Consider the following 26,950-nt stretch of genomic DNA (forward strand, 5'->3'; position numbering starts at 1 on the left):
CTGGTTTCCGGCGCGCTTTTTTTTGGGGAAATGATAATGCGCAGGTTCGCATGTTTACTGTTAGTTAGCTGGTGTTTGATGGCATCTGTGCCGTCTTATGCTGATGAGCCCCAGATGGATCTGGCGCCTGCCTATACCTGGCTGGAGTTACTCGACAACGGCCGTTATTACCAAACCTGGCAATATGCCAGCCAGAAGTTTAAACAGCGCATTGATGCCTCGCAGTGGGATCAGGTGCTAAAAGGCACTCGTGCAAAACTGGGCGAATTAAAAAACCGCAACCTTATCGGTTACGGTAAGCGTAATAAGTTCAGTGGTTTACCCGATGGTGACTACTGGGTGCTGAAGTTTGCCAGTGAGTATGCCAAGGCCAGTGCACTGAGTGAAATACTGGTGTTAACCGAGGAGCAGGGTAAGCTGCAGGTTGTGGCGTACTTCATTCAGTAGAGGCATTGATAGCAAAATCTGCCTGCACCGCCAGATGGTCTGAATAATGGCGATAATCCTTATCGGTTAATCGTCCATTTGAGCCGACTTTGAGTTCAGGGCTGGTCCATATTCTGTCCAGTTTGAAGAGCGGCAGGTGACTGGGAAAGCTGCGGCCGGTATGGAGCTGCTGAAACTCATCATCGAGACGCTTGAACAACCGGGTATTAAGCCACCATTCATTCATGTCGCCGCCCAGGCAAGCGGGCATTCGGTTACGTTCGTTAATGGACTGCATTATTTCGTGCAATCGTCTGGCCTGATAGGCGCGTTCCTTCTTTTGCAGACCCAGATGGGCGTTAAGCAGGCTAAGCGGCTGCTTATTCAGTGTAACGACCACATGTTGCAAAGTACGCGGTTCGCGGTTGGGTACGCTGATATTAAATTGCTGGCGGTGTAATACCGGGTGGCGGGTGAGTATGGCGTTGCCATACCACCCGTGTTTGGTCGTTACCGTTGGGGCTGGTATCAGCATGTATTTACCTTCAGCACAAATGGCACTGATATCGTCACAGACTTCACGTTCGGCGGAGCGGGTATCCATTTCCTGCAATAATACGAAGTCTGCGTTCTGGTCGGCGAGGAAGCGACCGATACGGGCGTAGTCCTGAATGCCATCCCGGCCTACGCCACTGTGCAGGTTATACGTAATTACGCGATACATTCTTCAGATTCTTCCTTTGCCTGTTCTTTTTTCGCCTGATACATCTTAGCCATTTTTTGTGAGCCAACGATCATGGCCAGCCAGAACACCAGGCCACCTACCAGATAGGTAACGGTTTCAGCCGATGGGTTTTTAAATATTTGCATAATCGAGTCGCCCACCAGACCTTTTGCCACCATTTGTGGTGCCATGCCTAAGAAGGTGCCCAACAAAAATTGCAGCATACTAATAGAGGAAATACCGGCTACCAGATTAACTAAGCTGAATGGCGCTACCGGCAGCATACGAATTGCCGCAACCCCGATGATGCCGCTTTTCTTAAGCTTCTCGTCTACCGCTTCCACTTTGGGACCACCCAGTTTACGCAGTCCGGCGTTACCCAGCAATTTGCCAATCAGGAAGGTAGTACCGGCACTTAATAAAGCCCCGACTATGCCGTAAATAGGCCCCCATATAGGGCCAAAGATAGCGGCTACGGCCAGTGATAACACGGTAACCGGGAAGAATAGTAAGCCGCCTACCAGGTACACCAGTAATACGGTGGGTAAGGCAAAATAAGTGCCGCGACTTTCCTCCAGAAACGCCTGTATGCGGTCGCCGTCGAGCCAGGGAACCGTATTACTGATAAGGATCAGCGCGACGGCTATTAATGCCAGAATGATAACGCCAAGCGTAATCATGATGGTACGGCGACGGGGGTTGGTGATAGCACTGAATTTACCGTGAAAGTCAGGAATAGCCGGGCCAAGCGGCTCTTCCGGATCGGATATGCTGCGAAACACGTTGGTTTCAGAGGCAGTGGTAAACTCGCTGTCATCAATTTCTGTCAGCACGTAACCATGAGCCAGTTGACCGTCCATAATGGCTTGTACCGGTGCTTCACTGTCGACAAGTGCTTGCATCTGGTCGGTTTCACGGCCGCTGTGCTCAGCCAGCAGGTCGTTGCGAACAAATTCTATACAGCGCTGATTTTCTGGTGTGCTGCCATGGAATATTAAATCCACTTCGGTATCCAGTGTCATTGACCGGTTACTCAAATTAGACGAGCCGATCACCAGGTATTTGTTGTCGATGGTCATGACCTTTGAGTGCACTCGCTTGTAAGCCATGCGCCCCTGCTGATCGCGAATTGACGAGTAAGTCATCATTACGCGGTCGTCGTCGATATCCTGTTCAATAATATCTTTAAAGGTAATGCGACTGGCCCAGTAAGCCTCAGATTCAAACAGGCCTTTTGGATCGTAAGAACTGACGATAACCACATTCAGTTGCGGGCATTCTTTCAGACGTTTGTTGATCGCCTGAGCAATTTCTTCACGCGTTGCAAATTGATTTTCGATATAGATAAAGTGCTCGGCCTGACCAATCAGATCGAGCAGCATATGCCGGACTTCCTGGACCAGTTCTGTATCGTCCATTTCCGGAATTGTGCGGGCAATCGCGCATTCGGCGTCGGTAAAACACGGTGACACGCCATCAGGCCAGCAGCGTGGTAACTCGTCAGAATTACCTTCAGGAAACGCAATGGTCTCGATAGGCGTTTCGGCGATACGGTTCCAGCGCCAATGAGCCAGCTCAGCAAAGTGTTTAACCAGCGGACCGCTCGATACAATTTGTACATCGTGAAACGGACCGTATTCGCCGTCAGGGCCATTTCTACCGGGCTCATCAATTTTATGTTCCCGGGTATCCCAGCGGTGCAGCGCTACGTCCATACCTCCGGAAAAAACCACCTCGTTATCGATAATCACAATCTTCTGGTGCTGAGAGCCGCCCATGGGAATAGAATCATCGAGGATTGCCTGGACATTATCAGGGGTTTTATCCTGCCACACTTCCAGGGCCCACATTTCGCGCTGATCGAAAAATGCAAATGACGAATCCCAGCGTAATAGATAAATATTAAGATCTGGGTTTTGCTCAGCCTTCCAGCGGATAAGATCGCCGATGCGGGAAGGGGCTTCAGATTGCTCTTCTTCTTCACCGTGAAGCAGGCGGATACGGCTGTCGATATCCCAGCCCACAATGATAATTTGTTTTTCGGCCTTGCAAATGCTCGAGTGCAGGGCGCGATAGTAATTGGCACAGTCGATAAGCGGGCTGGAATAGCAGGCTTGCGTCTCCTGCCAACAGTTTTTGCCTGCGTTGAAAATAGTTTGTTCGGTCATAATAAGCCCCTGATTTCCCTTATCCTTGATAAACAATGTCGCTGATATTCTGTCAGTTAATGTCAGGACCTGAAGATTAATTACCTGATAGGATTGCAGGAATTATACCGCTTGAATTATTCATGCAGTTGTTTTTAAGTTATTGAAAATTTTACTTATAATTTCGACTGATTGGCGATTTACAGGGTAAGTCTGGATCCGGCAGGCAAAAATTTCTCGCTGGTTTGTAGGATTTGCCCGGCCGGCAATTATTGCCCACCGGTGACCGGGTGACGTATTCGCAGTTGTGATTTTGTCTAAGGTGTCTAAAATGCCAGTTCTTCAAACAGGAGATTTAACGTGTACCGTGCAGTGACCATTGGTTTACAAAACCCCAAATCTGCGACTAACGTTGCCAGCATACTGCGCGCAGCGGGATGTTTTGGTGTCAGCAGCGTATTTTACACCGGCCAGCGTTTTCGTCATGCCAAGGAATTTAATGCCGATACCAAGGCTTATCACCGGGTTATTCCTACCGTGGGAGTAGACCACCTGGAGACCGTCATTCCAGCAGGGGCATGTGTAGTGGGGGTTGAGCTGGTGGAAGGGGCCACACCGTTACCTGAATTTGCTCATCCGGATAACGCCTTTTATGTCTTTGGTCCCGAGGACGGCAGTATGGATCCTTCCCTGGTGGCGAAGTGCGATCACGTGGTGTACATCCCAACGTTTAACAGCCTTAATCTGGCTGCCACGGTTAATGTGCTGTTGTACGACAGACTGGCTAAAAGTGATTACGACAGCTCGGTTGAGCTGATTCGAAACAGTCGCGATACCAATAATCGTCTGCGCCTGGATTAATGCGTTACCGGCATCTTAAGGGTGCTGGCAAGCAACTCGTCAATCCGCTTGACTGACAGCGGCCGGTAAAAATGGTAACCCTGAAAATTATCGCAACCATGGGTTGCCAAAAACTCAAATTGAGCCTGGGTTTCCACCCCTTCTGCAATGGTATTAAGACCCAGCGTTGAAGCCAGTTCGATAATGGTCGAACAAATTTTGGCATCTTCTTTCTGACTGGCACATTCCAGCACAAAAGAACGGTCTATCTTAAGCACATCTACCGGCAGATTTTTGAGGTAATTCAGCGACGAATAGCCGGTACCGAAGTCATCAATGGAAATCGCGATTTCGAGCCCCTGTAAAACCTGTAACACCTGAATACAACGTTCAATATCGTTGAGAAACACGCTTTCGGTTACCTCAAACTCAATCCAGGCTCCCGGGATCGCAAATTCTTCCATACACTGGTTGAGGAAGGGTAAAAATGTATCTGAGAGTAAGTGTATGCCCGACAAGTTAATCGATACACGGGGGGTTAACGGGTAGTATCTGTGCCAGTTGGCCAGCTGGGCAAACACCAGGCGCAGGATTAATTCTTCCAGCGCGATAATTTGGCCGGACTCTTCGGCCACCGGAATAAACTCTGCCGGAGAAGTATACTTACCCGGGCTCAGTTCGAGTCGCACCAGCGCTTCAAGGCCGACCAGTTCGCGGTTTTTATTGACTTTCGGTTGATAGAACATCACAAATTGTTGCGCTAACTGAATGGCCTGACGCAGGGTCTGCTCAAAGTTAAACTGATCCGAGGCATCCCGGGCCATCGTTAGCTCGAAAATTTTAAAATTATCCCGGCCCGCTTGTTTAGCGTTATACATGGCAATATCAGCTTGTTGAATCAGCGTCATGGGCTGACAATTGCTATCGTTGGAAATACTGATCCCGATACTGGTGGGGATTTTGAGTTCACGCCCTCCCAGATTAACCGCTTCACGCATGGCCTGAAGAATTTTTGTTGCACTGGTGACCACCGATGTTTCATCGTGGCTGCCGGTCATCATGATTACGAACTCGTCACCGCCCCAGCGGCAAATGGTATCCCTTTCGCGAGTAACATTGATAAGCCGGGCGGCAACTTCGGTTAACAACTCGTCACCGGCTTTATGGCCCAGGGTGTCGTTAATCTTCTTAAAACGATCCAGGTCGAGAAAAAATACCGCCACTGAATCTGTTTCCTGATGAATGTTACGCAGGGCTATTTGTAAGGCATCCAGAAAATAGGTGCGGTTATATAACCCCGTCAGCGGGTCGCTGTAAGCCAGCTCGCGGAGTTTTTCCTGCAAGCGCCGCTGGCGCGTAACATCACGAATATGCAAGGTAAACTCATTACTGATACTGCTGCCAAAAGTGGTACCGGTAATGGTAATTTCAGCCGGGAAGGTATCGCTGGTTGAACGGCGCAGAATAAGGGTATTGCGGCGGTTGATCAGTAGCCCACTGGAGGTTACAAATTTACTTCTCAGACTTTCAGTAACTGAAGGGCGGTCTTTCTCAAGTATGAACAGGTCAATAAAATTGCGATTGATCACTTTAGCCTGCAAGCAACCAAAGGTGCGCTCTGCCGCCGGGTTAAACTCAATAATGTTGCCGTCGAGGTTGATGGTAACAATACTGTCCATGGACGAGTTGAGGATAGCACTTTTACGTTTTTCACTGCTTTTAAAGTCGCTTAACAGTGAATCCCGCTGGGTCATTTCATATTGTACGCGTTCGATAACACGATTGTACTGACGGGCAATCTGGCCGACTTCGGTAAAAGGCTCTTCGGGGACCCGCTGGTTAAAGTTGGCTTGCCGTTCCTGTTTATGCATTGAGTTGAGCAGATCGAGCAACTCGGTGGTAGCGTTGTGTTCAGACACATTCATGCCAAGGTATTCCTGTTCCGCACTGACCCGCAATGGAATAAACCGGTTGATAAAGTGCAGCGCCAGCCAGGCCAGCGTAAAACTGAATAAACCAACGACAGTAATTCCGATTAGCTGAATCGCTAACTGAGCCCAGAAAGACGCCGAGAAAACAGTAATAGACTGATGAAAAAACGCCACCGCCAGCGTGCCCCATACCCCGGCGAATAAGTGAGCCGGGACGACACCCAAAGCATCATCGAGACGCATTTTTAACATTAGCCGTTCGCCAGCGTACATCACCAGCCCGGCGATAATACCAATGAGTGCTGCCGCAGCGGGGACGACCACATCAGCACTGGCTGTAATAGCCACCAGACCGGCAATTACGCCGTTGAGCATAATACTGACATCCAGAAAGCGGTGACAGGTAACAAATAATGCGCTGGCGCTGAGACCGCCAAACGCCGCGGCTATGCAGGTATTGACCAGAATTACCGGTACCTGCTCGTTCAGTGTCAGGGTGCTCCCCCCATTAAAACCAAACCAGCCAAGCCAGATGAGTAGGGTACCGAGCACCGATAAGGGCAGGTTGCTGCCAGCAGGGAAGGTATGATTATCATCGAAACGTCCGGTCCGGGCGCCCAGTACGATAATCGCCGCCAGGCTCACCCAGCCCCCGACTGAATGCACCACGGTGGAGCCGGCGAAATCAACAAAGCCCAGGCTTTCAAGCCACCCCGGGTTTTGTGGCGAATACAATGAGCTCCAGGCCCAGTGACCCACGAAGGGATAAATGAGCGTACACAAAACGATGGTGATAATCAGATAACCGCGATAGGACATGCGTTCTGCAACCGCACCCGATACCAGAGTCGCCGCCGTACCGCAAAACATCAGTTGAAAAAGAAAGAAGCTGTATTGCCAGGGGCTGTGGTTTGCACCAAAAAGGAACTCCGATGTGCCGAAATAACCCAATGCTGACTCACCAAACATGATGGCAAACCCAAACATCCAGAAGATTATCGACGAGACGATAAAGTCAGACAGGTTTTTAGCCGCCACATTTATACTGTTTTTGCTGCGTACTTTGCCTGTTTCCAGGCATAAAAAGCCCGCTTGCATGCAAAATACTAAAATCGCAGCGAACAATAACCAGCCTGTATCCAAAATGTCACCTTTTTAACGCAGGTAGTGTGAGGTCACCCTCTATCACCGACTACAATACAAACTTATATTTAAGCAATAATCGTACCTCTCAAATATGGGGGGCGAGTTAGTCATTAATCTTGTGAATACGTATGCACAGAGTTGGCGTAACGGCTAACTCCCGTTAGTATTTAAATCATTGTTAACAGACTGTTGCGTGAAGCCTCTGACGGGACTTTGCCAATTGATGGCAGTCAGATTCTGCATCCTATTTCCAATGATGAGACTTTTTGTCATTGTTATCGCCGGTACTCAGTTGCTAGCTGGGGTACCGGCGATGTTTTTTATACTGCAGATTCGACGTCGGTAATACAGGATAATAGCCCTATGAAATTAACTCTGCCCGCAGCGTCAGTGCTGTTTACTTTATCTCTGGTTGGTTGCAGTACTACCGAAAAGGTGATGCAGGAAGAGATTTACGGTACCAAACAACCCTTTGCTGGCGAAGCGGTGTATTTTGTCCTGACGGATCGCTTTGTGGATGGTGATCCAGCCAACAACCAGGTGCACCAGGGAGGTGAGAATCCGACCTGGCAACTGCGCCTCGATGGTCCGGACGGTCAGTATGCTAATGTGGGGTACATGGGCGGTGACCTGCAAGGCGTATTGAACAATACCGATTACATCGGCGAGATGGGCTTCACTGCGGTGTGGTTATCACCGGTGCTTGATAATCCCGACGAAACCTTCACAGGTGATGAGCAGATAACCTTTGGCGGACAATTCAAAGACGGTGGGAAAAGTGGTTACCACGGCTACTGGGCAACGAATTTCTACAAGGCCGACGAACATCTGGTCAGTGACTCGTTAAGTTATGCCGATTTTACCCGCGCCATGCGCGGACAGGGCTTTAAAACAGTGTTTGATATTGTCGCTAACCATGGCACGCCAAGCTGGACCATGCCTGTTGATCAGCCGGGTTATGGCGAGCTGTATAACGCGGACGGCGAGCTGGTGGCCGATCACATGAATCTGGCCCCTCAGGATTTATCACCAGAAACCGAACCATTGCATGCCTTTTTCCATCCTTTCCCGGATCTGGTGAAACTGTCCAACCTGAATGAACACAATCCGGCCGTACAGGATTATCTGATCAACAGTTATTTATACTGGATTGAGCAGGGCGCGGACGCATTCAGAATCGATACCATCCGTCATGTTTCCCATAGTTTCTGGCGCACCATGGCGGAGCGGATCCGGGCTGAGCATCCGGGATTTTACATGTTTGGTGAAAGCTTTCAGTACGACGCCAATTTTATAGCACAGCACACACAACCTAAAAATGGCGGTATTGCAGTGTTGGACTTTCCACTGCAAAAAGCCATGGTCGGTGTGTTTGAGAACGCCGAGAGTAGCTTTGCCGACCTGTCTCAGCACCTTTATCTGACCCATGGTCCTTACCATAACCCCTACGAGCTCACGACCTTTTATGATAACCACGACATGGCACGAATGAATGCCAGTGACGAAGGGTTTATTGACGCCCATAACTGGCTGTTTACCGCCAGAGGGATCCCGGTTGTGTACCAGGGCTCTGAATTTGCATTTATGAAGGGCACCGCCGAGCACGCTGGGAATCGTAACTACATTGGCCAGGCGTTACTGGAAGAACAACAGGAACACCCCATTCGGCAGGCATTAACCGCTATTGCCAACGTGCGTAAAACAACACCGGCGCTGCAACGTGGGCTGCAGTACAATCTCAAGCTTGAGGGCGATCAGGCTATGTTTTACCGGGTGTTGGTGGAAAATGGCATGAGCCAGATTGCGTTGGTGATGCTTAATAAAGGCGATGAGCCCGTCACACTAACCGCCGATGAATTTGTTGAAGCGGGTGAATGGCAGGAGCAACTTACCGGGCAGTCGGTTGAAACTCAGCAGGGCACGCTTACCGGTACGGTACCGGCTCACTCGGTACGAGTATTTGTGCGCAATCAGCCTATCCGTGACCAGGCATTTATCCAGGCCTTACTTAATCAGATGGCCCGCCAGTAAACAACCCCGGCCAGTCTGACTATTTAGCGCGACAGCCGCAGGACTGGCGAACCACCAGGTTAGTGGCCAGTAAATGGTCATCTGTAGGGTGACCTTCTATTGCCAGCAACAGGTTTTCCACCAGTTTTTCGCCGGCCTGCGCCGTGTTTTGCTGCACGGTGGTCAGGCCGGGCGTAGTAAATGCGGCTAACTGGATATTATCGAACCCTACTACCGCGATGTCTTCGGGTACCCGAACACCGGCCTCTTTAAGCTGCTGAAGCACACCCACAGCAATAATGTCAGCGGCACATACAATGGCGTCGGGTAGTCCCGCCGGGGCTTCTAACAGATGGCTTGCTGCCAGATGACCGGCCTCTTCAGAAGAAATGGCATCGTATTGCTGGTGGCGGCACTTTGTGTTGCCAAGCGCGTTAAGAAAACCTTCATAGCGACTCTGAAATTCAGGGGCCTTGTCGCCGATATCGCCGATAAAAGCATAGGACTGGTAGCCGTGAGACAGTAAGTGTCGGGTGACAGACTGACCGCCGCTAAAATTATCACAACCAATTGAGATGCCGGGCCATTGTGCTACCGGTGCGCCCCAGCGCATTACGTGGGTATCATGCTGATGTAACTGACTGAGCTTACCGGCGTAGGCACGATAGTCGCCGTAACCGAGCAGTATTAAGCCGTCGGCTTTATGTGAATCCTCGTATTCCGCCTGCCAGTTATTGTCCAGATTCTGGAATGAGACCAGTAAATCGTAGCCCTTCGCGGCACAGGCTTTGGTAATACTGCCCAACATAGCAAGGAAAAAGGGGTTAACCAGGGAATCATCGGAAGTGGGATCCTCAAACAATAACAGCGCAATGGTACTGCTGCGCTGGCGGCGCAGGTTACTGGCGTTTTTGTCTACCTGGTAGTTTAACTCACGGGCGATTTCCTGCACTTTCTGCCGGGTCGCGATATTGACCAGCGGACTGTCATTCAATGCCCTGGAGACAGTGGATTGTGACACGCCGGCAAGGTGAGCGATGTCAAAAGAGGTCGGTTTATGCTTCATGCGCACTTATTATAGTTCATCTTATTTAACCGATAGGTTCGCATTGATTATTATCTGCGCGAATCCCGTTTTATTGCACTGAATTGTAAGTAGTGTTGGTTAGCACCCCTAAGACAGTGATATACTTTTGTTAATCACGAAGTAGTATTAGCATAGCGTTTTTCTTCTGCTTCATCACGTATTTAACTTAACATTATAATAAGAGGGCACCGCGAATGGCCGAGACTGAACACCGTCCGACCAACTTTATCCGTCAAATTATTGATAAAGACCTCGCTAACGGGGTACACACGAGCATCAAAACGCGTTTCCCTCCAGAGCCAAACGGCTTCCTGCACATTGGGCATGCTAAATCCATCTGTCTTAACTTTGGTATCGCTAAAGATTATCAGGGCAGTTGTAATCTGCGTTTTGACGATACTAACCCGGCCAAGGAAGACATCGCCTATGTTAATTCCATTCAGCAGGATGTGAAGTGGCTGGGGTTTGAGTGGGATGGTGAGGCGCGTTACTCTTCTGACTACTTCGAGCAATTACATGGCTTTGCCGTAGAACTTATTGGCAAAGGTCTCGCCTACGTGGATTTCAGCACTCAGGAAGCGATGCGCGAAATGCGCGGTACGCTGACTGAGCCTGGTAAAAACAGCCCGTATCGTGATACCAGTATCGAAACTAACCTGCAGGAATTTGCCAAAATGACGGCCGGGGAGTATCCGGAAGGGCATTGTTCGCTGCGCGCTAAAATCGATATGACGTCGCCGTTTATGTGTATGCGCGACCCGGTAATTTATCGGATTAAATTTGCCCATCACCATCAAACCGGTGAGAAATGGTGTGTTTATCCGATGTACGATTTTACCCATTGTATTTCGGATGCCATTGAAGGTATCACGCATTCGTTATGTACCCTGGAGTTTCAGGATAACCGCCGGTTATACGACTGGGTTATCGAGAATATCTCTATCGACTGTACGCCACATCAGTATGAGTTTTCACGTCTGAATCTGGAATACACGGTGTTAAGTAAGCGCCGTCTTATCCAACTGGTGGAAGAAAACCATGTGGCAGGCTGGGATGATCCCCGCATGCCAACCATTGCTGGTCTGCGTCGTCGTGGTTACACAGCAGGTTCTGTACGCGAGTTTTGCTTACGTATCGGCGTGACCAAAATGGACAACATGGTTGAAATGAGCATGTTGGAAGCCTGTATTCGTGACGACCTCAACGTTAACGCGCCGCGCGCCATGGCAGTGCTTGAACCCATCAAAGTGGTTATCGAGAACTACCCTGAAGGGCAGTCTGAAACGCTGATTGCACCGAATCATCCCAATGATGAATTCATGGGTACGCGTAACCTTAGTTTTGGGCGTGAAGTGTGGATTGAAGCGGAAGATTTCCGCGAATCGGCGAATAAGAAGTTTAAGCGCCTGGTACTGGATAAAGAAGTCCGCTTACGTAATGCCTATGTGATAAAAGCCAATCGCGTTGAAAAAGACGCCGAGGGTAATGTCACCACGGTGTACTGTACTTTCGACCCGGACACACTGGGTAAAGACCCGGCTGATGGCCGTAAAGTCAAAGGCGTTATCCATTGGGTTGATGTGGCGACAGGCGAAGCCGCTCAGTTCCGGTTATACGACCGGTTATTTAACGTGCCGAACCCGGCTGCAGAAGACAATTTTGTGGATGCCATTAATCCGGACAGCCTGGTTGTTAAGTCTGGATGGGCAGAGCCTGGTCTTGCAGGTCGGGTGCCAGAAATCGGCAGCTGGCAGTTTGAACGCACGGGCTATTTCTGTCTTGATAAAGAGTCTACGGAAACACAACTGGTGTTCAATCAGACGGTAGGCCTGCGTGACACCTGGGCTAAGATTGGCGATTAAGTCTGTCATGGTTCCAGCGTTCGTTTAACGCCTAAAAAAGCCCCGCTAGTCGGGGCTTTTTTGATGGTAGAGTGTGTAAACGGGTCGCCTTACAGGGCTTTATTTAGGCTGGCAATCCAGTGACTGACCGTTTACCTCATGGCTGTCTGAACCCATCAGGTACAAATACAGCGGCATAATCTCGGCCGGGGTTTTTAAAGTCTCGGCATCTTCGGCCGGGAATGCTTTAGCCCGCATAGCTGTGCGTGTTGCGCCGGGGTTAATGCAATTAAACCGCAGAGGTTTGTTTTTGTACTCATCGGCCAATACCTGCATCAGGCCTTCAGTGGCAAACTTCGATACCGAATAGGTGCCCCAGAATGCGCGGCCTTTGCGGCCTACTGAGGAACTGGTAAAGATGACCGAAGCGGCCTCGGCCTTGAGTAACAGCGGAAGCAGTGGTTGCAGCATATACATGGCGCTGTTGAGGTTTACCTGCATGACCTGTTGCCACTCATCCACCGGGATTTGAGCGAAGGGGCTTAAGTGACCCAGTTTGCCGGCATTAAATAGCACGCCATCCAGCGCACCAAACTGGTCGCTGATGGTATTTGCCATGTCCTGATAATGTTTCGGGGTCGCGCCATTTAAATCCAGCGGTATAATCGCTGGCTCGGGATAACCGGCCGCGACAATCTCGTCGTAAACGGCTTCCAGTTTGCTAACCGTTTTACCCAGCAGAATGCAGGTAGCGCCATGGGTAGCATAGCTGATTGCCGCTTGTCTGCCGATGCCGTCACCGGCGCCGGTAATGAGAATGGTTTTTCCACTGAGTAAGTGGTCCGGTGCGATGTAGTCGTTCATAAATCAAGTTTCCTGCTAAACTTTCTCATCATACCCAGCATTTGGGCGCAAAATTGCTGTGATGATACAAATATCCTGTTTTATGTAAACCGATTCTTTTACGTAGTTGAAATAAGTTACTACGATAGGTGTATAAATTGACGTTTTTACAGTTATTTACAAGAATGGGTTACAAAAAGTTAACAATATTTTGCAAAATCATCGTAAAGAAAATAATATGTGTTTAGTAACTGGTCGTACTTGTTCGATATTTGCCCAGCGATCAAGGTATTTAGCCTTCACAAAAGCTGTCGGACTTATCATGAGCCAGAATAACAAAAATCCGTTTTGTAGGGAGATATAATGAAAAAACTAATCCTTAGCACCAGTGTGGCCTTGGCACTGGGGTTAGCCGGTTGCGGTGGCGGTGAGTCCATTGACGACATTAATAACGAAACCCAAGTCGACACGCCATTTTCTCGTATAGTATTTGACCCGGCCAACGGCGAGCTGAATATTCCAAACGATTTATTAATGTTACCTGGTGATGATGGCTTCTTTGACTACACGCTGAACATTCCGGTAGCCGATCCAACTGATTTTGGCGACCCCCAGAATGCACTGAATATTCTGGATGGCTGGTCTATTCAGCATCCTTTTGTGATTGATGTGCAAACATCGTCAGGCGTAGCGCTTGATGCGTCTACCTTGTCTGCGGGTATCCATTTATTTGAAGCTACCCTGGGCCTTGATCAGAGCGACCCTGAATGTGCGGCGGCAGCCATCCCTTCTTCTGGCTGTAAGCTGGGCGATCAGCTCACCTACGGCGTTGATTACGTATTGTCACTGGTTGATGACGACACCGTAAGCGTTGTGCCGCTTAAGCCGCTTAAACCAGCTTCTGGTTATATGCTGGTTATGACCACCGATCTGAAAGATACTTCCGGGAAGGCAGTGCAGGGGTCTACTACCTGGGATCTGGTGCGTCAGGATATTAACACTGCACCACTGGCTACCGAAGATCAGTTAAGCTTACAGACAATTGTGAACTCCTATATCACGCCACTACTGGGTGCAGGATTTGAGCGTGAAGACATTACCTATGTGTCGGCGTTTACCACCCAGTCCACAGTCAGTGTGATGGGTACCGTTAAACAACTTATGGTGGCTGATTTAGTAACTATTCTGACCACCGGTCAGGGGAATCCGGCCACGGCCTTACCGATTGTTCAGGTGCAGGATGCTGCAGGTCCGGATAATGCCATGGAAGCGCTGGGCTTAATTAGCAATACCACGCTTGACGGCGCTCTGGCACTGGCGAAAGAAGGGCAGTCTGCCCAGGTGCAGGCGGCTATTGATGCAACTGACTTCAGTATACTGCAAACCTGTGATGGTATCTTTGGCACGTTATCCGGTCAGCTAAGTGCTTACTGGGGCGGCATGGAAACTGTTGCGGCGGGGCTTTCGCAGTCTTTTGCTGCTGAAGCGGGTCCATTCTGTGCGGCGCAGCGCTATACCGGTTCTGTTTCGCTACCTTATTATCTGCCTGTTCCGTCGATGACAAATCCTTTGGCGCCGGTGAATGACTTCTGGCATGCAGCATGTGACAGCGGTATTGTGCTGGCGGGAGCGCCGGATGCGGTGCTGGCTATGGCTGAGCCTGGTCCAAACTATGAAATGTGTACTCAGGTTGGTCTGTCTGATCTGCGGGTCAATGGTGAAATGATTGATGCAGCGCGTAACGTTACCCGTTACAGCCCCATCCCACAAACTACCATTGCTGCTAATCCACTGGAAGTGCAGGTAACTATTCCTGACCCGGCCATTGCAACGGCGCTGGGCTTCCCAATCAGTAAACCTGATGCGGGCTGGCCAGTAGCGATGCTGGTTCACGGTATTACCGGCACAAAAGAGCAAATGATGGCAATCAGCGGTACTCTGTCATTATACGGTATTGCCACCATAGCAATTGATTTGCCGCTGCACGGCAGCCGCGGATTTGATGTGGATGGTGATGGTACGGATGATATCAGTGCAACCACCGTATCACCGACTCACTTTATGAATCTCGCTTCACTGCCAACAGCTCGTGATAACGTGCGTCAGGGCATGTCCGATCTGTTGGGCTTGCGCCTTGGGTTAAACGCTGTGGCTGACATGACTGCAACGCAAGCTATTGATTTGGATGTTTCAAATGTGTCTGTGATGGGCGTGTCATTAGGTGCAATCACCGGTGCTAACTTTGCCGCTATGGCAAACAGTACACTGGGGAATGCGACCCTTGACAGCATGTTTGCTATCAACGCGGTTTCGCTCGAGTCACCGGCCAGTGGTATTGCGACCTTCCTCATGGAGTCACCGGATTTCGGTCCGCTGATCAAAGCCCTGTTATTGAGTGAGTCGTCCGAAGACTTTGTTGCTTACGTTGGTCAGGTGTATGGTGAAAACGCCACCGAAGCGCAGCTTCGTCAGGCTTACACCGATTTTATTGCTTTGCTTGACGCCAGCGCCCGAGCCGAAGTTGAGGCGCTATTCGCCCAGTTTAACTTTGCCTCACAAACTATTCTCGACTCGAGCGATCCGACAGCTTATGCCGGCATGCTCGGTGCCACTACGCCAGTGCACTTTATGTCGGTAGTAGGTGACGGCGGTGAGAATCTGCCGGATCAGGTTAACCCTGTGGTGACTTCTCTGCCGTTGGCTGGTCAGCATCCAATGGCTGCGATGATTGGTCTTGAGCAGGTGACCTCAACTATCTCCTCGGAAACGGGGACTGTAAGTGGTCAGGTGCGCTTTAACAGTGGTGCTCACGCGTCGAGCCTGAGCCCGGCGGCGGATCCTGCGGTCACTCGCGAGATGCAACTACAGGTAGGCGGCTTTATTCAGTCTAAAGCACAGGTGTTACCCATCACTAATACCGATGTCGTGGCAAACTAACACCTCTAAACCCGCGTGAATCCAATAAAGCCAGCTTAGCTGGCTTTATTTTTATCTGGCGGGTGGGCTAGTGGCGTCTGAGTAGGCTTTGTGTATCGTCAGCGAAGACGATCACTGGTATGATTCAGCTTGAAAAAATCAGACAAACAATAACACAAGAGGCATTTGTGGAATTCTTATACGAATACGGACTATTTTTAGCAAAGGCAGTCACTTTGGTTGCCGCCATTGTGATCGTTCTGGCTCTGGCTGCGGGTGCAGCGGCAAAACAAAAACAAGGTAAAGGGCAACTGGAAATTCATTCAGTGAGTGAGCAGTTAAAAGACATCACGCACTATGCCCAACAGGTTACGCTGGACAAAGCGAGCCTTAAAAAACTGGCGAAAGAACAAAAGAAAAAGCAGAAAGAAAATAAAGAGCCGGCAGAAGACAGCGGTAAACTTTTTGTTATCGACTTCAAGGGCTCAATGGACGCTCATGAAGTTGAAAAGCTACGCGAAGAAGTTACGGCGGTGCTGTGCATTGCCACACAAAAAGACGAAGTGCTGGTTAAAATTGAAAGCGGTGGCGGCGTGGTTCACGGCTACGGGCTGGCAGCGGCTCAGTTACAACGTATCCGGGATAAGGGGTTAAAGCTCACCGTATCGGTCGACAAAGTGGCTGCCAGCGGTGGTTACATGATGGCCTGTGTTGCCGATCATCTGATCGCCAGTCAGTTTGCCATTATTGGATCTATCGGGGTACTGGCTCAGTTACCTAACTTCCATAAACTGCTCAAGAAAAATGATATCGACTACGAGCAGCATACCGCCGGAGAGTACAAACGAACGTTAACGGTGTTCGGTGAAAATACCGATGAAGGCCGCGAAAAGTTCCGCGAAGAACTCGAAGCGGTGCATGTTATGTTCAAGGACTGGGTGAGTACCAATCGTAAGGAACTGGACATTGCGAAAGTCGCAACCGGTGAATACTGGTACGGTAGCCAGGCACTGGAACTGGGCCTGATAGACGGTATCAGCACATCAGATGATTACATCATGAATGTTTACCCTGAGCGGGATATTTTTGCGGTAAAATTTATGCAAAAGAAAAACGTCGCAGAAAAACTGGGTATGTCGTTTGCCCAGGGCGCAGAAAGAGCCGCAATGCGAATGGTCAGTCAACTTCCACAATGGTTTAAAAAGTCGTAAATGAGCAAGCAAACCAAAGCGCGAATTATTGAAGCAGCCGAATACCTGTTTGCATTGCAGGGCTACGGACAAACTTCGATGCGTGAAATTACTGCCCGGGCAGATGTGAACCTGGCCTCGGTTAACTACCATTTCGGCAGTAAGAAAAATCTGATCCAGGCGGTGCTCAAACGCTATTTTGATGTGATGATGCCGCAAATTGATGATGCCCTGGCCAGGCTCGTGCCCAGCGTTGGTCGTCGTGGTGTGGATCAGGTGCTACAAAATCTGAAAGGACCGCTGCTAAACCTTAATGCGGTGCAGCCCAATGGCACCGAAATGTTCGTTCAGCTGTTAGGAAAGGGATATACCGAATCCCAGGGCCACCTGCGTCGCTTTATCATGGGCAGTTACGGTGATACCGTACAAACCATACTGGCGATGCTTCGTACGGCGCTGCCTGCGATTCCGGCTGACGAATTGTTCTGGCGACTGCATTTCGCGATTGGCAGTTTTGTGTTTTCCATGGCATCCAGCCAGGCGCTCAAAGACATTGCCAAAGCCGACTATCAGCAGGACATCGATATCGCTGATGTGATTGAACATCTGTTTCCGTTTGTTGCCCAGGGCATCAGCGGCGACGGTTATCAAAATGAGTTTTAAATGATGCTTACCTCCCAACTTGTTGAGTATCTTAATCAGGAATTGCAGGTCTCATCCATCAAGGACTATTGTCCTAACGGTTTGCAGATAGAAGGCCGTGATACTATCGGGCATATCGTGACCGGCGTCACAGCATCGCAGCAACTGATTGACGCGGCGATTAACGTGCAGGCGGATGCCATACTGGTCCATCACGGTTATTTCTGGAAAGGCGAGAGTGAACCCTTAGTTGGCATGAAAAAGCGCCGGATCGCCAGTTTGCTACGCCATGACATTAACCTGCTAGCCTATCATTTACCCATTGATATGCATCATCAGTGGGGCAATAACGCTCAGCTTGGCGCGTTATTCGGGTTCACCAATATCGCACCGCTGGCCGCGGTTAATCCAACCGGAATAGTTTACCAGGGCGAAACGGACGGCACTCTCAGCGAGCTGGCCGGTGTAATTGAGCACAAGCTTGGCCGAGCTTTAGTCGTATGTGAAGGTGCACCGGATAAGCGCATTGAGCGGGTTGCCTGGTGTACCGGTGGCGGCCAGGGCTTTATAGAACAAGCGGCGGCGGCCGGGTGTGATGTGTTTATTAGCGGTGAAGTCTCTGAGCAGACCATTCATGTGGCCCGGGAAATGGGGATCGCCTTTATTGCCGCCGGTCATCATGCCACTGAGCGATATGGCGTAAAAGCCGTTGGCGAACATCTGGCGGCTGAATTTGGTTTGCAAGTGACTTTTATCGATATCGATAATCCTGCCTGAGACCGCGCCGTTGAAAGATCAATCCTTTAATGGCCTGGCGGAAAAATTTAACCGCAATATTTACGGTACTACCAAGGGCCGCTTACGCCACCAGTTGTTATGTGAAGCGTTAGATGAAGCACTGGCCGATCAGCGCGCGCAAAACATTATCGAGCTGGGGGGCGGAACCGGTGTAATGTCGGCCTATCTGGCGCAACGAGGCCATCAACTCACGCTGACTGATATTTCTGAAGAAATCCTCACGCTTGCGCGCCAGCAGCTGGACCCACAAATTACCATCAGGCAGGCCGATTTATTTACCCTCGACGATCTGGGTGAGTTCGATGTAGTACTGTGCCATGCCGTGCTGGAGTGGTTAGCGAAGCCGTTTGAGGCGCTTGACCTGCTGGCCAGGCGAATGCGAACCAGGGCACGACTTAGTCTGACCTTTTTTAATCGCGATGCGGCGTTGTTCAGTAATGCTGTCTATGGCAATTTTGACTACATCGCCCGTGGCATGAAAGTAAAGAATCAGGTGCGCTTAAATCCTCAGCAACCGCTGGTTCCCAAGGCGGTCATCGCTGAAGTGGAAAAACTCGGTTTTGAAGTGCAAAGCATGCGCGGTATTCGTTGTTTCCACGACTACTTACGAGACCGTCAGATGGCAGATTCCAAGTACGATGAATTACTGGCGCTGGAACGTGAATACGGCCAGCGTGAGCCTTATTTATGGCTGGGCAAATATTTTCACCTGTGGCTGGAAAAACGCCCGGCTTAATCCGGTAATACAATAAACCGGTCGCGGTCTGCAGTACCGTTAGTAAAGGCCAGAATATTCTGTAGCGTGACCTCGGCAATCTGGTTAAGCGCTTCCGCAGTAAAAAAGCCCTGATGGCCGGTAATCAATACATTATGAAAGGTTTGCAACCGTTCGAACACATCATCCTGGATTATTTCACTGGAGTGATCGCGGAAAAACAGTTCTGATTCCATTTCGTACACATCCAGGCCAAGATAACCAATTTTGTGTTTTTTCAGCGCTTCGATTACCGCGTGAGTGTCGATAAGCCCGCCACGGGAAGTATTGATAAGCATCACGCCGTCACGCATGGTGGCCAGCGACTCTGCATTAATAAGATGGTGACTCTGTTCATTTAGCGGGCAATGCAGGCTGATAATATGGCATTCCTTAAACAAGGTTTCGAGGCTGGTGTACTTCACTCCCTGCTGAATCAGGGCGTCATCAGGGTAGGGGTCGTAGCAATAAATCTCACACCCGAAACCGGTCAGCAAGCGGGCCAGCGCGGCGCCAATATGGCCGGTCCCTACAATACCCACTTTCTTGCCATGTAACGTAAAGCCCAGTAGTCCGTTAAGATTAAAATTGCCTTCCCGCACCCGGTTATAGGCTTTATGGGTTTTCCGGTTAAGGGTCATAATTAACGCCAGCGCATGTTCCGCAACCGCTTCAGGGGAATAGGCCGGTACCCGCGAGACCGCCAGGCCGAGTGATTTTGCTGCCTCGCTATCAACATTGTTATATCCCGCGCAACGCAAGGCAATATGCTTAACCCCCTGACTGCTTAACCGCGACAAAATATCCCGGTTAAGGTTATCGTTCACAAACGCACAGACCGCATCAAAATCCTGACACAGTGAAACGGTTTTAGGTCCCAGCGAAGTCTCAAAGCTGGTTAAGTCTATTTGTTCAAACAGCGGGTGTTGGCTGAACGAGTGAGTGTCGTACTGCTGGGCACTGAACATGGCAATGCGCGGTGGATTGGTCATTTGAAATCTCATTGTCTTTCCCTGTACCGCTAATACTATTAGGATGCGCCATACAGTCAAGTTAAGCTTTTTTTGTTGACTTGTCGGCGTGTTACACTTAGCTGTCACAGCAGCCGTATCATCATTTCTGCACAAAGGAAAAATAATGAAAGTGAGTTTTATTGGTTTGGGGGTCATGGGTTTTCCCATGGCCGGACATTTGCAGTCCAAGGGGTTTGACGTATGTGTTTACAATCGCACTGCCAGTAAGGCTGAGCGGTGGCAGAGCCAGTATGGCGGCAGAATGGCAACCACTGAGGCCGCGGCCGCAGCAGGCGCCGAACTGGTCTTTTTATGTGTGGGCAATGATGATGACGTGCGCCAGGTGATCTACGGAGAGTCTGGCATTCTGGCCGGTACGGCTGCCGGTGCGTTGGTGGTCGACCACACCACAGCATCAGCCGAACTCGCCCGTGAACTGGCGGCGGCCTGCAGCGCCCAGCAAGTGGGCTTTCTGGATGCCCCTGTGTCCGGTGGTCAGGCCGGCGCTGAAAATGGTCAGTTAACAATTATGGTGGGCGGCGAAGCGGCCGATTTTGCACGCGCGCAGCCGGTCATGGACGCCTATGCCCGTCATAGCCAGCTGATTGGCGGACACGGCAGCGGACAACTGGCTAAAATGATGAACCAGATATGCATTGCCGGGATTGTTCAGGGGCTCGCGGAAGCGTTGCATTTCGGCGAACAGGCCGGGCTTGATTGTAGTACCGTCATTGACGTTATCAGCAAAGGCGCCGCGCAGTCATGGCAGATGGAAAACCGCGCTTCAACCATGATTAAAGGTGAATATGAATTTGGCTTTGCCGTGGACTGGATGCGTAAAGATTTAGCTATCGCCCTTGATGAAGCCCGCAAGAACGGCTCGACGCTGGCACTGACGGCACTGGTTGATCAATATTATGCTGATGTGCAGAAACAAGGCGGTGGACGCTGGGATACCTCGAGTCTGCTAACCCGCTTACATCAGGGGTAATCCGGCGCAACGGGGTTGGCGGTATCTGGGTTGGCCGCCGCCCTCAAGACCTCGTTTATTTGCGGAAATTTCTTCTGTAACCTGGCAAAGCGCTGCTGATTGGTTTCCGTCAACTCACTTTGCTGAATTTGTTGGACCAAATGATTAAGGTAGACATTACGATAACTGTTTTGTTGCTCAACCAGCAGGGTTTGCAACATATTCAGGGCAATGGCAGGCATCGCAGGACGCAGTTGTAACGCATGATAAAAGGCCGCCAGTGCTTCCTGGTAAGCCTCTTTTACAAACAATTGCTGGCCCTGCTCATTAAAGACGTCGGCACGGCTGTGAGCGAGCCCCGATTCTTTTTCTGCGCTGATTAAGCGGCTTTGCAACGTTTGCTGCTCCGCCGGCATTTCACCCAGCTCGCTTTTTACTTTTGCCATATCAAGCAGATTCAACGCCTGGGTCTCGTTGCCCAGAGCGCTGAACACTCTTGCTGCTGTGATCAGGGTATTAGCAGAACTGCGGTTAAATACCTGCATATGTTCGCGCTGCGTAAGGTTTCGGGCCTTAGCCCCCTGATCCTCCAGCACATAACTGTAGGCCAGCAGATAATCATGGCGCTGTCTGACCAGTGAGTCCCCCTGACTTCGTGCCGCTACGCCGGCCAGTTTTCTGGCCTGAGTGAGACTCTCAGCGCGGTTATTCATGGGGTTATCTTGCGCAATACTGAGATAAAACTCGGCCAGTTCAAACGTAAATTCATCAAAGCGTTCTTTCGTTGAACGATTGTACTCACGTTTCTTCTGTAGCAGGTCGATGCTTTCTATTACGCGGTTCTGCCTTTGATAGGTCATGGTTTTTAAGCGTGTGGCCGGCAGGCTGAGATCGCTGTCCTGAATATGATCCAGGTAGTATTCGGTTTTCTCATAAGCCGCTTGCTCAAAAGACAGGCAGGCCAGCCATTCAAACGCCTTGTCGCGTGTGAGCAGGGTATCGAGCATGGCATCCAGCGATTCCTGACAGTCCGGCCAGTTACCCATTAAAAACTGGCACTTGAGTTTGCCCCATTGGGCCCAGAGCACTTTATCAGACTGCTGAAGCACCTGATGATAGATACTGAGTGCTTCAGCATAGCGGTGTTCCTGCAGTAAGAGCCTGGCGCGTAATTTCTCTAAATCTGAACGCAGTCTGGCCGACAGCGTACCTTTTAATTGTTCCTCTAACAGGCTAATGGCTTTATCGCAGTAACCATCGTCGAGGTACAACAGTGCTTTACTGGCTTGTTCGCGGTACTCCAGGTAGTGGTTGAGACCTCGTTGCAGCGAGTTAATGGTGTAGGGTTTGAGTAGCAGTAAATCGGGATGAATATCGATGATTTGGCCAATGGTTTGAGGCATTCGATCGGCAGTAAGAAAAATAATACCGGTACTGGGCCGGATAAAGTCTGCTTGCCTGAGCGCCTGAACCCATTCTACGCCGTTACGGCGCTGGCCCAAATGAAAATCGAAAATCAACAGTTCAAAGTGCTGCTTACGCAGAACATTTCGAAGTTCACTACCGGTACTGAAACTCGATACTTCCAGATTTCCCATAGTGATCAGGTGGCTGCGAATGGTGGCCCGGGCCGTCGCATTATCCTCAATGATAGCGACTCTGATTTTTTGCACCATTCATTTACCACTATTTGTCAGTGTTACCTCGCTTAAGCATATCAGCAGCGACTTAAATTAAAAGCGCAATTTCAATAATAGGTATGGGTCCGGGTAACAATGTCACAATTTATTTACATCGTTAACGTAGCTTTCACGTGTGCTTACGTTTACGTAAACGGAGTCATGCTATAGCGTTATAAGGAAACTAACGACAGAGAACAAAACGGTAATGCAAAACGTTAAACTTTTAATCGACGGCGAATTCAAAACCTCCGCCAGTCAACACATGATTGATGTGACAAATCCTGCCAGTGGCGAGATCATTGCCCGGGTGCCGGATGCATTAGCAGCAGAGACCGAACAGGCGGTTGAGGCGGCCAAACAAGCGTTTAGCACCTGGAAAAATGTACCGGTAACCGAGCGGGCGCGAGTGATGATGCGTTATCAGGCCATCCTCAAACGCGAGCAGGAGCGGATCGCTAAAGTGCTGGCCAGCGAAACAGGCAAGGTGTTTGACGACGCCATGGGCGATGTCTGGCGTGGTATCGAAGTGGTTGAACAGGCGATGAATGCACCGAGCATGATGATGGGGGAAACGGTAGAAAACGTTGCCCGCGGCATCGATACCTACAGTGTTATTCAACCCCTTGGCGTGTGCCTGGGGATTACACCGTTTAATTTCCCGGCGATGATCCCCTTGTGGATGTTTCCTCTTGCCGTTGTGTGTGGCAATACATTTGTACTGAAACCTTCTGAGCAGGATCCGCAAACGCCCACGTTACTGGCCGAATTATTCCTCGAGGCCGGTGCCCCGCCAGGGGTTCTCAATGTTGTCCATGGCGGCCGCGAGCGGGTTGATCAGTTACTCAACCACCCGGATATTGCCGCAGTATCCTTTGTCGGCTCCGTTCCGGTAGGCAAACATGTGTATCAGACCGCCACCGCTAATATGAAACGGGCGCAGTGTTTTGCCGGTGCGAAGAATCACACTGTGGTGATGCCAGACGCCAATAAACAGCATGTGATTAACAATCTGGTTGGTGCGTCAGTAGGCGCTGCCGGCCAGCGCTGTATGGCTATCTCGGTAGCTGTGTTTGTGGGTGAGGCGCAACAGTGGATTGATGAGCTAGCCAATGCCATTGCCGAAGTGAATCCAGGTTTGTGGGATGACAAGAACGCCGGATTTGGCCCGCTGATCAGCGCTGCTGCTAAAGAGCGGGTGATGGCCCTTATTCAGTCGGGTAAAGAGCAGGGCGCTACCTGTCTGGTTGACGGCAGCCAGACTTCAGTTGCCGGTTATGAACAGGGCCATTGGATTGGTCCCACGGTGTTTCGTGATGTAACAACCAGTATGCGTATTTATCAGGAAGAGATTTTTGGCCCGGTGTTATGTTGCTTATGTGTCGACTCGCTGGATGAAGCCCTGGCCATTGTAAATGACAACCCTTACGGCAATGGCACGTCTATCTTTACCGCCAGTGGCGCGGCGGCCCGTAAATATCAGTCTGAAGTCAGTGTCGGTCAGGTAGGGATTAACGTACCCATCCCGGTACCACTGCCATTTTTCTCCTTTACCGGCTGGAAAAACTCCTTCTTTGGCGATTTGCATGCTTACGGCAAGCAGGCGGTTCGCTTTTATACCGAAACCAAAACCATTACCTCGCGCTGGCCCGAAGACAGCATTCCGGCTGGTCCGAATCTAACGATTAATTTACGCTAGGGAGACAGTCAGTGGATTTTAATCTGAACGAAGATCAACAAGCGTTTGCTGATGTGGCGGCGCAGTTTGCCAGACAGGCTCTGGCGCCATACGCCGCGCAGTGGGATAAAGACCACACCTTTCCGGTAGACACCCTACGGCAAGCCGGGGAGTTGGGATTCTGTGGGCTTTATACCCCTGAAGCTGACGGCGGATTGGGGCTCAGCCGCCTTGATGCATCGATTATTTTTGAACAGCTGGCGATGGGCTGTACTGCCACCACGGCGATGCTGACAATTCACAATATGGCCACCTGGATGCTGGCGTCTTACGGCCAGGCGTCGGTGAAAGAGGCTTGGTTACCGGACCTTGTCAGCGGTAATAAGCTGGCTTCTTATTGTTTAACCGAACCAGGGGCCGGTTCCGATGCAGCCAGCTTAACCACTAAAGCAGAGCGCCAGGGTGACCATTACCAGATTAGCGGCAGTAAGGTGTTTATTTCCGGGGCGGGCAGCACCGATTTACTCATTGTAATGGCCCGCACAGCCAATAATGGCGCGAAAGGCATTTCCGCGTTCGCGGTACCTGCAGACGCGGCGGGTATCAGCTACGGTAAGCCAGAAGAAAAAATGGGCTGGAATGCCCAGCCTACGCGGATGATCACCTTTGATAGTGTCAGCATTCCAGCCAGTCATTTACTCGGAGAGGAAGGTCAGGGTTTTACTTTTGCGATGAAAGGGCTCGATGGCGGCCGGATCAATATTGCTACCTGTTCTATTGGTACGGCGCAACAGGCGTTAAATACAGCGCGCGATTACATGCAGGAACGTCAGCAGTTTGGCAAACCACTGGCTGCATTTCAGGCGCTGCAGTTTAAGCTGGCAGACATGGCAACCGAGCTGGTAGCAGCCAGACAGTTAGTCCGCCTTGCTGCGTTTAAGCTCGATGAGCAGGACCCTCAGGCTACGGCCTATTGTGCCATGGCGAAACGGTTTGCCACCGATGTGGGCTTTACGGTATGCAACGAAGCGCTGCAGATCCACGGTGGCTATGGTTACATTAAGGAGTATCCACTTGAGCGCCACGTGCGCGACGTGCGGGTCCATCAGATCCTTGAAGGGACCAACGAAATCATGCGTTTAATTATCAGTCGTAGCGTGCTGCAGGAAGGCAGTGAACTTGTCTAAGGAGTCACCCGTGACAGACAAACTACAAATTAGCTTTATTCCAACTCGTTGTGGGCGGCAGATAGGCAACCTGCAGTTAAACAAGCCACAGGCCCTTAATGCACTGGATCTGGATATGGCAGTGGCTATGCAACAACAACTCGATGCATGGCGACATGACGCGTCGGTGTTAATGGTAGTCATTAGCGGCAACGGTCCCAAGGCGTTCTGTGCCGGTGGCGATATTGTTTCTATGTATCAGTCTATGCAGTCAGCTGGTCATCAAATCCCGGATTTTATTGCCGAGTTTTTTGCCACTGAATACCGCCTGGATTACACCATTCATACCTATGAAAAACCGGTCATCGCCTGGGGAGAAGGTATTGTTATGGGCGGTGGTATCGGGCTGTTGGCGGGGGCCAGTCATCGCTTGCTGACCGCTTCCTCGAGACTGGCGATGCCGGAAATTTCCATTGGCCTGTATCCGGATGTTGGGGCGAGCTTTTTTCTGTCGCGTGCGCCAGGCCAGTCTGGTTTGTTTGCCGGTCTGACCGGCGCCTCATTAAACGCCAGCGATGGACTGTTTATTGGCCTTGGCGATTATATAATGGCCAATGAGTTTTTGCCGTCACTGCTACAAGCGCTGGGCGATATTCACTGGCAGGATGGTCAGATCACCACTCAGTTAGATGAACTGTGCCAAGGCTATCAGCTCAGTGCTGATGCACAGCCGGTTGCTAAGCTGGCTAAGCATCAGATGACTATCGATAATGCCCTGCACAACAGCCAAAACGCCAGTGGTGCGGTGAAGGCTCTGCTGGCTTTACCCACTGAAGGGGATGAATGGCTGAGTAAAGCACAGCACTCACTTAAAAAGGGCTCGCCGATTACCATGCATCTGGTTTGGCAACAAATCCGTCGTGGACAGACCCTGTCGCTGGCTGAATGTTTTGAAATGGAACTGGTGATGTCTTGCCGTTGCGCCGAATCGGGCGAGTTTGCCGAAGGTGTCAGGGCACTGCTTATCGATAAAGATAAACATCCTAAATGGCGTTTTGCCAACGTCGACAGCGTACCAGAAGACGTTGTTGAGCTGCATTTTACCAGCCCGTGGGAGCAATCCCCGCTAACTTTATCCGGAGAATAACC

At 50.4% G+C, this 26,950-nt stretch carries 20 protein-coding genes; 13 read left to right on the forward strand and 7 right to left on the reverse strand.

Annotated features, from left to right (window positions below):
• Positions 1-36: 36 nt before the first annotated feature.
• Entirely contained in the window at positions 37-447 is a 411-nt protein-coding gene (locus AC27IB_RS07200) for a DUF4019 domain-containing protein (RefSeq protein WP_487119917.1), read from the forward strand.
• Here AC27IB_RS07200 and AC27IB_RS07205 read toward each other — a convergent pair.
• Together AC27IB_RS07205 and AC27IB_RS07210 are read right to left on the reverse strand one after the other, a co-directional pair.
• On the reverse strand, positions 437-1,150 hold the full coding sequence (locus tag AC27IB_RS07205) for an endonuclease/exonuclease/phosphatase family protein (RefSeq protein WP_487119919.1): 714 nt from the start codon (positions 1,148-1,150) through the stop codon (positions 437-439). The two genes, AC27IB_RS07200 and AC27IB_RS07205, sit on opposite strands and share 11 nt — an antisense overlap.
• Positions 1,138-3,321, reverse strand: a complete 2,184-nt coding sequence (locus tag AC27IB_RS07210; protein ID WP_487119979.1) for a VTT domain-containing protein — start codon at positions 3,319-3,321, stop codon at positions 1,138-1,140. Before AC27IB_RS07210 ends, AC27IB_RS07205 begins: the two co-directional genes overlap by 13 nt.
• Before the next feature lie 336 nt (positions 3,322-3,657).
• Between AC27IB_RS07210 and AC27IB_RS07215 the strand changes: the two genes are divergently transcribed.
• Positions 3,658-4,158: an RNA methyltransferase gene (locus AC27IB_RS07215; RefSeq protein WP_487119921.1), complete on the forward strand. Its 501-nt coding sequence runs from the start codon at positions 3,658-3,660 to the stop codon at positions 4,156-4,158.
• Here AC27IB_RS07215 and amt read toward each other — a convergent pair.
• Complete coding sequence (gene amt, locus AC27IB_RS07220; RefSeq protein ID WP_487119923.1) at positions 4,155-7,211, reverse strand: ammonium transporter; 3,057 nt, start codon at positions 7,209-7,211, stop codon at positions 4,155-4,157. The genes AC27IB_RS07215 and amt overlap by 4 nt on opposite strands.
• Positions 7,212-7,577: 366 nt before the next feature.
• Between amt and AC27IB_RS07225 the strand changes: the two genes are divergently transcribed.
• Positions 7,578-9,245 carry an alpha-amylase family glycosyl hydrolase gene (locus AC27IB_RS07225; RefSeq protein ID WP_487119925.1) on the forward strand — a complete coding sequence of 556 codons (1,668 nt, stop codon included), beginning with the start codon at positions 7,578-7,580 and terminating at the stop codon, positions 9,243-9,245.
• Between the two features lie 19 nt (positions 9,246-9,264).
• Here AC27IB_RS07225 and AC27IB_RS07230 read toward each other — a convergent pair whose 3' ends face one another.
• Positions 9,265-10,290 carry a LacI family DNA-binding transcriptional regulator gene (locus AC27IB_RS07230; protein WP_487119927.1) on the reverse strand — a complete coding sequence of 342 codons (1,026 nt, stop codon included), beginning with the start codon at positions 10,288-10,290 and terminating at the stop codon, positions 9,265-9,267.
• Between the two features lie 215 nt (positions 10,291-10,505).
• Here AC27IB_RS07230 and glnS point away from each other — a divergent pair, with 215 nt between their 5' ends.
• On the forward strand, positions 10,506-12,173 hold the full coding sequence (glnS, locus tag AC27IB_RS07235) for a glutamine--tRNA ligase (RefSeq protein WP_487119929.1): 1,668 nt from the start codon (positions 10,506-10,508) through the stop codon (positions 12,171-12,173).
• Positions 12,174-12,272: 99 nt separating this feature from the next.
• Here the strand turns inward: glnS and AC27IB_RS07240 are convergent, their stop codons facing one another.
• A complete protein-coding gene (locus AC27IB_RS07240; protein WP_487119931.1) occupies positions 12,273-13,016 on the reverse strand; it encodes a YciK family oxidoreductase in 744 nt (247 codons plus the stop codon).
• Between the two features lie 342 nt (positions 13,017-13,358).
• On the opposite strand from AC27IB_RS07240, the gene AC27IB_RS07245 reads away from it, so the two are divergent.
• The 5 genes from AC27IB_RS07245 to AC27IB_RS07265 all read left to right on the forward strand — a co-directional run bounded on the left by AC27IB_RS07245 (position 13,359) and on the right by AC27IB_RS07265 (position 19,277).
• Positions 13,359-15,932, forward strand: coding sequence for a VolA/Pla-1 family phospholipase (locus AC27IB_RS07245; RefSeq protein ID WP_487119933.1), 2,574 nt, complete (start codon positions 13,359-13,361; stop codon positions 15,930-15,932).
• 167 nt (positions 15,933-16,099) lie between these two features.
• A complete protein-coding gene (gene sohB, locus AC27IB_RS07250; protein WP_296052881.1) occupies positions 16,100-17,122 on the forward strand; it encodes a protease SohB in 1,023 nt (340 codons plus the stop codon).
• Complete coding sequence (locus tag AC27IB_RS07255; protein ID WP_296052883.1) at positions 17,123-17,764, forward strand: TetR/AcrR family transcriptional regulator; 642 nt, start codon at positions 17,123-17,125, stop codon at positions 17,762-17,764.
• A 3-nt stretch (positions 17,765-17,767) separates the two neighbouring features.
• Positions 17,768-18,520 (forward strand): Nif3-like dinuclear metal center hexameric protein, encoded by a 753-nt coding sequence (locus tag AC27IB_RS07260; RefSeq protein WP_487119980.1) that lies wholly within the window; start codon positions 17,768-17,770, stop codon positions 18,518-18,520.
• Positions 18,521-18,530: 10 nt separating this feature from the next.
• Positions 18,531-19,277, forward strand: coding sequence for a methyltransferase domain-containing protein (locus AC27IB_RS07265; RefSeq protein WP_487119935.1), 747 nt, complete (start codon positions 18,531-18,533; stop codon positions 19,275-19,277).
• Here the strand turns inward: AC27IB_RS07265 and AC27IB_RS07270 are convergent.
• Positions 19,274-20,299, reverse strand: a complete 1,026-nt coding sequence (locus AC27IB_RS07270; protein WP_487119937.1) for a 2-hydroxyacid dehydrogenase — start codon at positions 20,297-20,299, stop codon at positions 19,274-19,276. The genes AC27IB_RS07265 and AC27IB_RS07270 overlap by 4 nt on opposite strands.
• A gap of 133 nt (positions 20,300-20,432) precedes the next feature.
• Here AC27IB_RS07270 and AC27IB_RS07275 point away from each other — a divergent pair, with 133 nt between their 5' ends.
• On the forward strand, positions 20,433-21,299 hold the full coding sequence (locus tag AC27IB_RS07275; RefSeq protein ID WP_487119939.1) for an NAD(P)-dependent oxidoreductase: 867 nt from the start codon (positions 20,433-20,435) through the stop codon (positions 21,297-21,299).
• Here AC27IB_RS07275 and AC27IB_RS07280 read toward each other — a convergent pair.
• Positions 21,290-22,954 carry a response regulator gene (locus AC27IB_RS07280; RefSeq protein WP_487119941.1) on the reverse strand — a complete coding sequence of 555 codons (1,665 nt, stop codon included), beginning with the start codon at positions 22,952-22,954 and terminating at the stop codon, positions 21,290-21,292. The two genes, AC27IB_RS07275 and AC27IB_RS07280, sit on opposite strands and share 10 nt — an antisense overlap.
• A 211-nt stretch (positions 22,955-23,165) precedes the next feature.
• Between AC27IB_RS07280 and AC27IB_RS07285 the strand changes: the two genes are divergently transcribed.
• The 3 genes from AC27IB_RS07285 to AC27IB_RS07295 are packed head-to-tail and all read left to right on the forward strand — an operon-like array spanning position 23,166 to position 26,948.
• The gene (locus AC27IB_RS07285) at positions 23,166-24,656 is read left to right on the forward strand and encodes a CoA-acylating methylmalonate-semialdehyde dehydrogenase (protein WP_487119943.1); all 1,491 of its coding nucleotides are present in this window, start codon (positions 23,166-23,168) and stop codon (positions 24,654-24,656) included.
• An 11-nt stretch (positions 24,657-24,667) separates the two neighbouring features.
• Complete coding sequence (locus tag AC27IB_RS07290; RefSeq protein WP_487119945.1) at positions 24,668-25,822, forward strand: acyl-CoA dehydrogenase family protein; 1,155 nt, start codon at positions 24,668-24,670, stop codon at positions 25,820-25,822.
• Between the two features lie 10 nt (positions 25,823-25,832).
• Entirely contained in the window at positions 25,833-26,948 is a 1,116-nt protein-coding gene (locus AC27IB_RS07295) for an enoyl-CoA hydratase/isomerase family protein (protein WP_487119947.1), read from the forward strand.
• The last annotated feature ends 2 nt before the right edge of the window (positions 26,949-26,950 follow it).

This window comes from Alteromonas sp. 4NH20-0104, from assembly GCF_057547795.1.

Excerpts from the sequence above, each read along its gene's own strand:
- AC27IB_RS07200 (WP_487119917.1), top strand. The coding sequence starts at position 37 with ATGCGCAGGTTCGCATGTTTACTGTTAGTTAGCTGGTGTTTGATGGCA.
- AC27IB_RS07205 (WP_487119919.1), bottom strand. The coding sequence starts at position 1,150 with ATGTATCGCGTAATTACGTATAACCTGCACAGTGGCGTAGGCCGGGAT.
- AC27IB_RS07225 (WP_487119925.1), top strand. The coding sequence starts at position 7,578 with ATGAAATTAACTCTGCCCGCAGCGTCAGTGCTGTTTACTTTATCTCTG.
- AC27IB_RS07230 (WP_487119927.1), bottom strand. The coding sequence starts at position 10,290 with ATGAAGCATAAACCGACCTCTTTTGACATCGCTCACCTTGCCGGCGTG.
- glnS (WP_487119929.1), top strand. The coding sequence starts at position 10,506 with ATGGCCGAGACTGAACACCGTCCGACCAACTTTATCCGTCAAATTATT.
- AC27IB_RS07240 (WP_487119931.1), bottom strand. The coding sequence starts at position 13,016 with ATGAACGACTACATCGCACCGGACCACTTACTCAGTGGAAAAACCATT.
- AC27IB_RS07245 (WP_487119933.1), top strand. The coding sequence starts at position 13,359 with ATGAAAAAACTAATCCTTAGCACCAGTGTGGCCTTGGCACTGGGGTTA.
- AC27IB_RS07255 (WP_296052883.1), top strand. The coding sequence starts at position 17,123 with ATGAGCAAGCAAACCAAAGCGCGAATTATTGAAGCAGCCGAATACCTG.
- AC27IB_RS07260 (WP_487119980.1), top strand. The coding sequence starts at position 17,768 with ATGCTTACCTCCCAACTTGTTGAGTATCTTAATCAGGAATTGCAGGTC.
- AC27IB_RS07270 (WP_487119937.1), bottom strand. The coding sequence starts at position 20,299 with ATGAGATTTCAAATGACCAATCCACCGCGCATTGCCATGTTCAGTGCC.
- AC27IB_RS07275 (WP_487119939.1), top strand. The coding sequence starts at position 20,433 with ATGAAAGTGAGTTTTATTGGTTTGGGGGTCATGGGTTTTCCCATGGCC.
- AC27IB_RS07280 (WP_487119941.1), bottom strand. The coding sequence starts at position 22,954 with ATGGTGCAAAAAATCAGAGTCGCTATCATTGAGGATAATGCGACGGCC.
- AC27IB_RS07285 (WP_487119943.1), top strand. The coding sequence starts at position 23,166 with ATGCAAAACGTTAAACTTTTAATCGACGGCGAATTCAAAACCTCCGCC.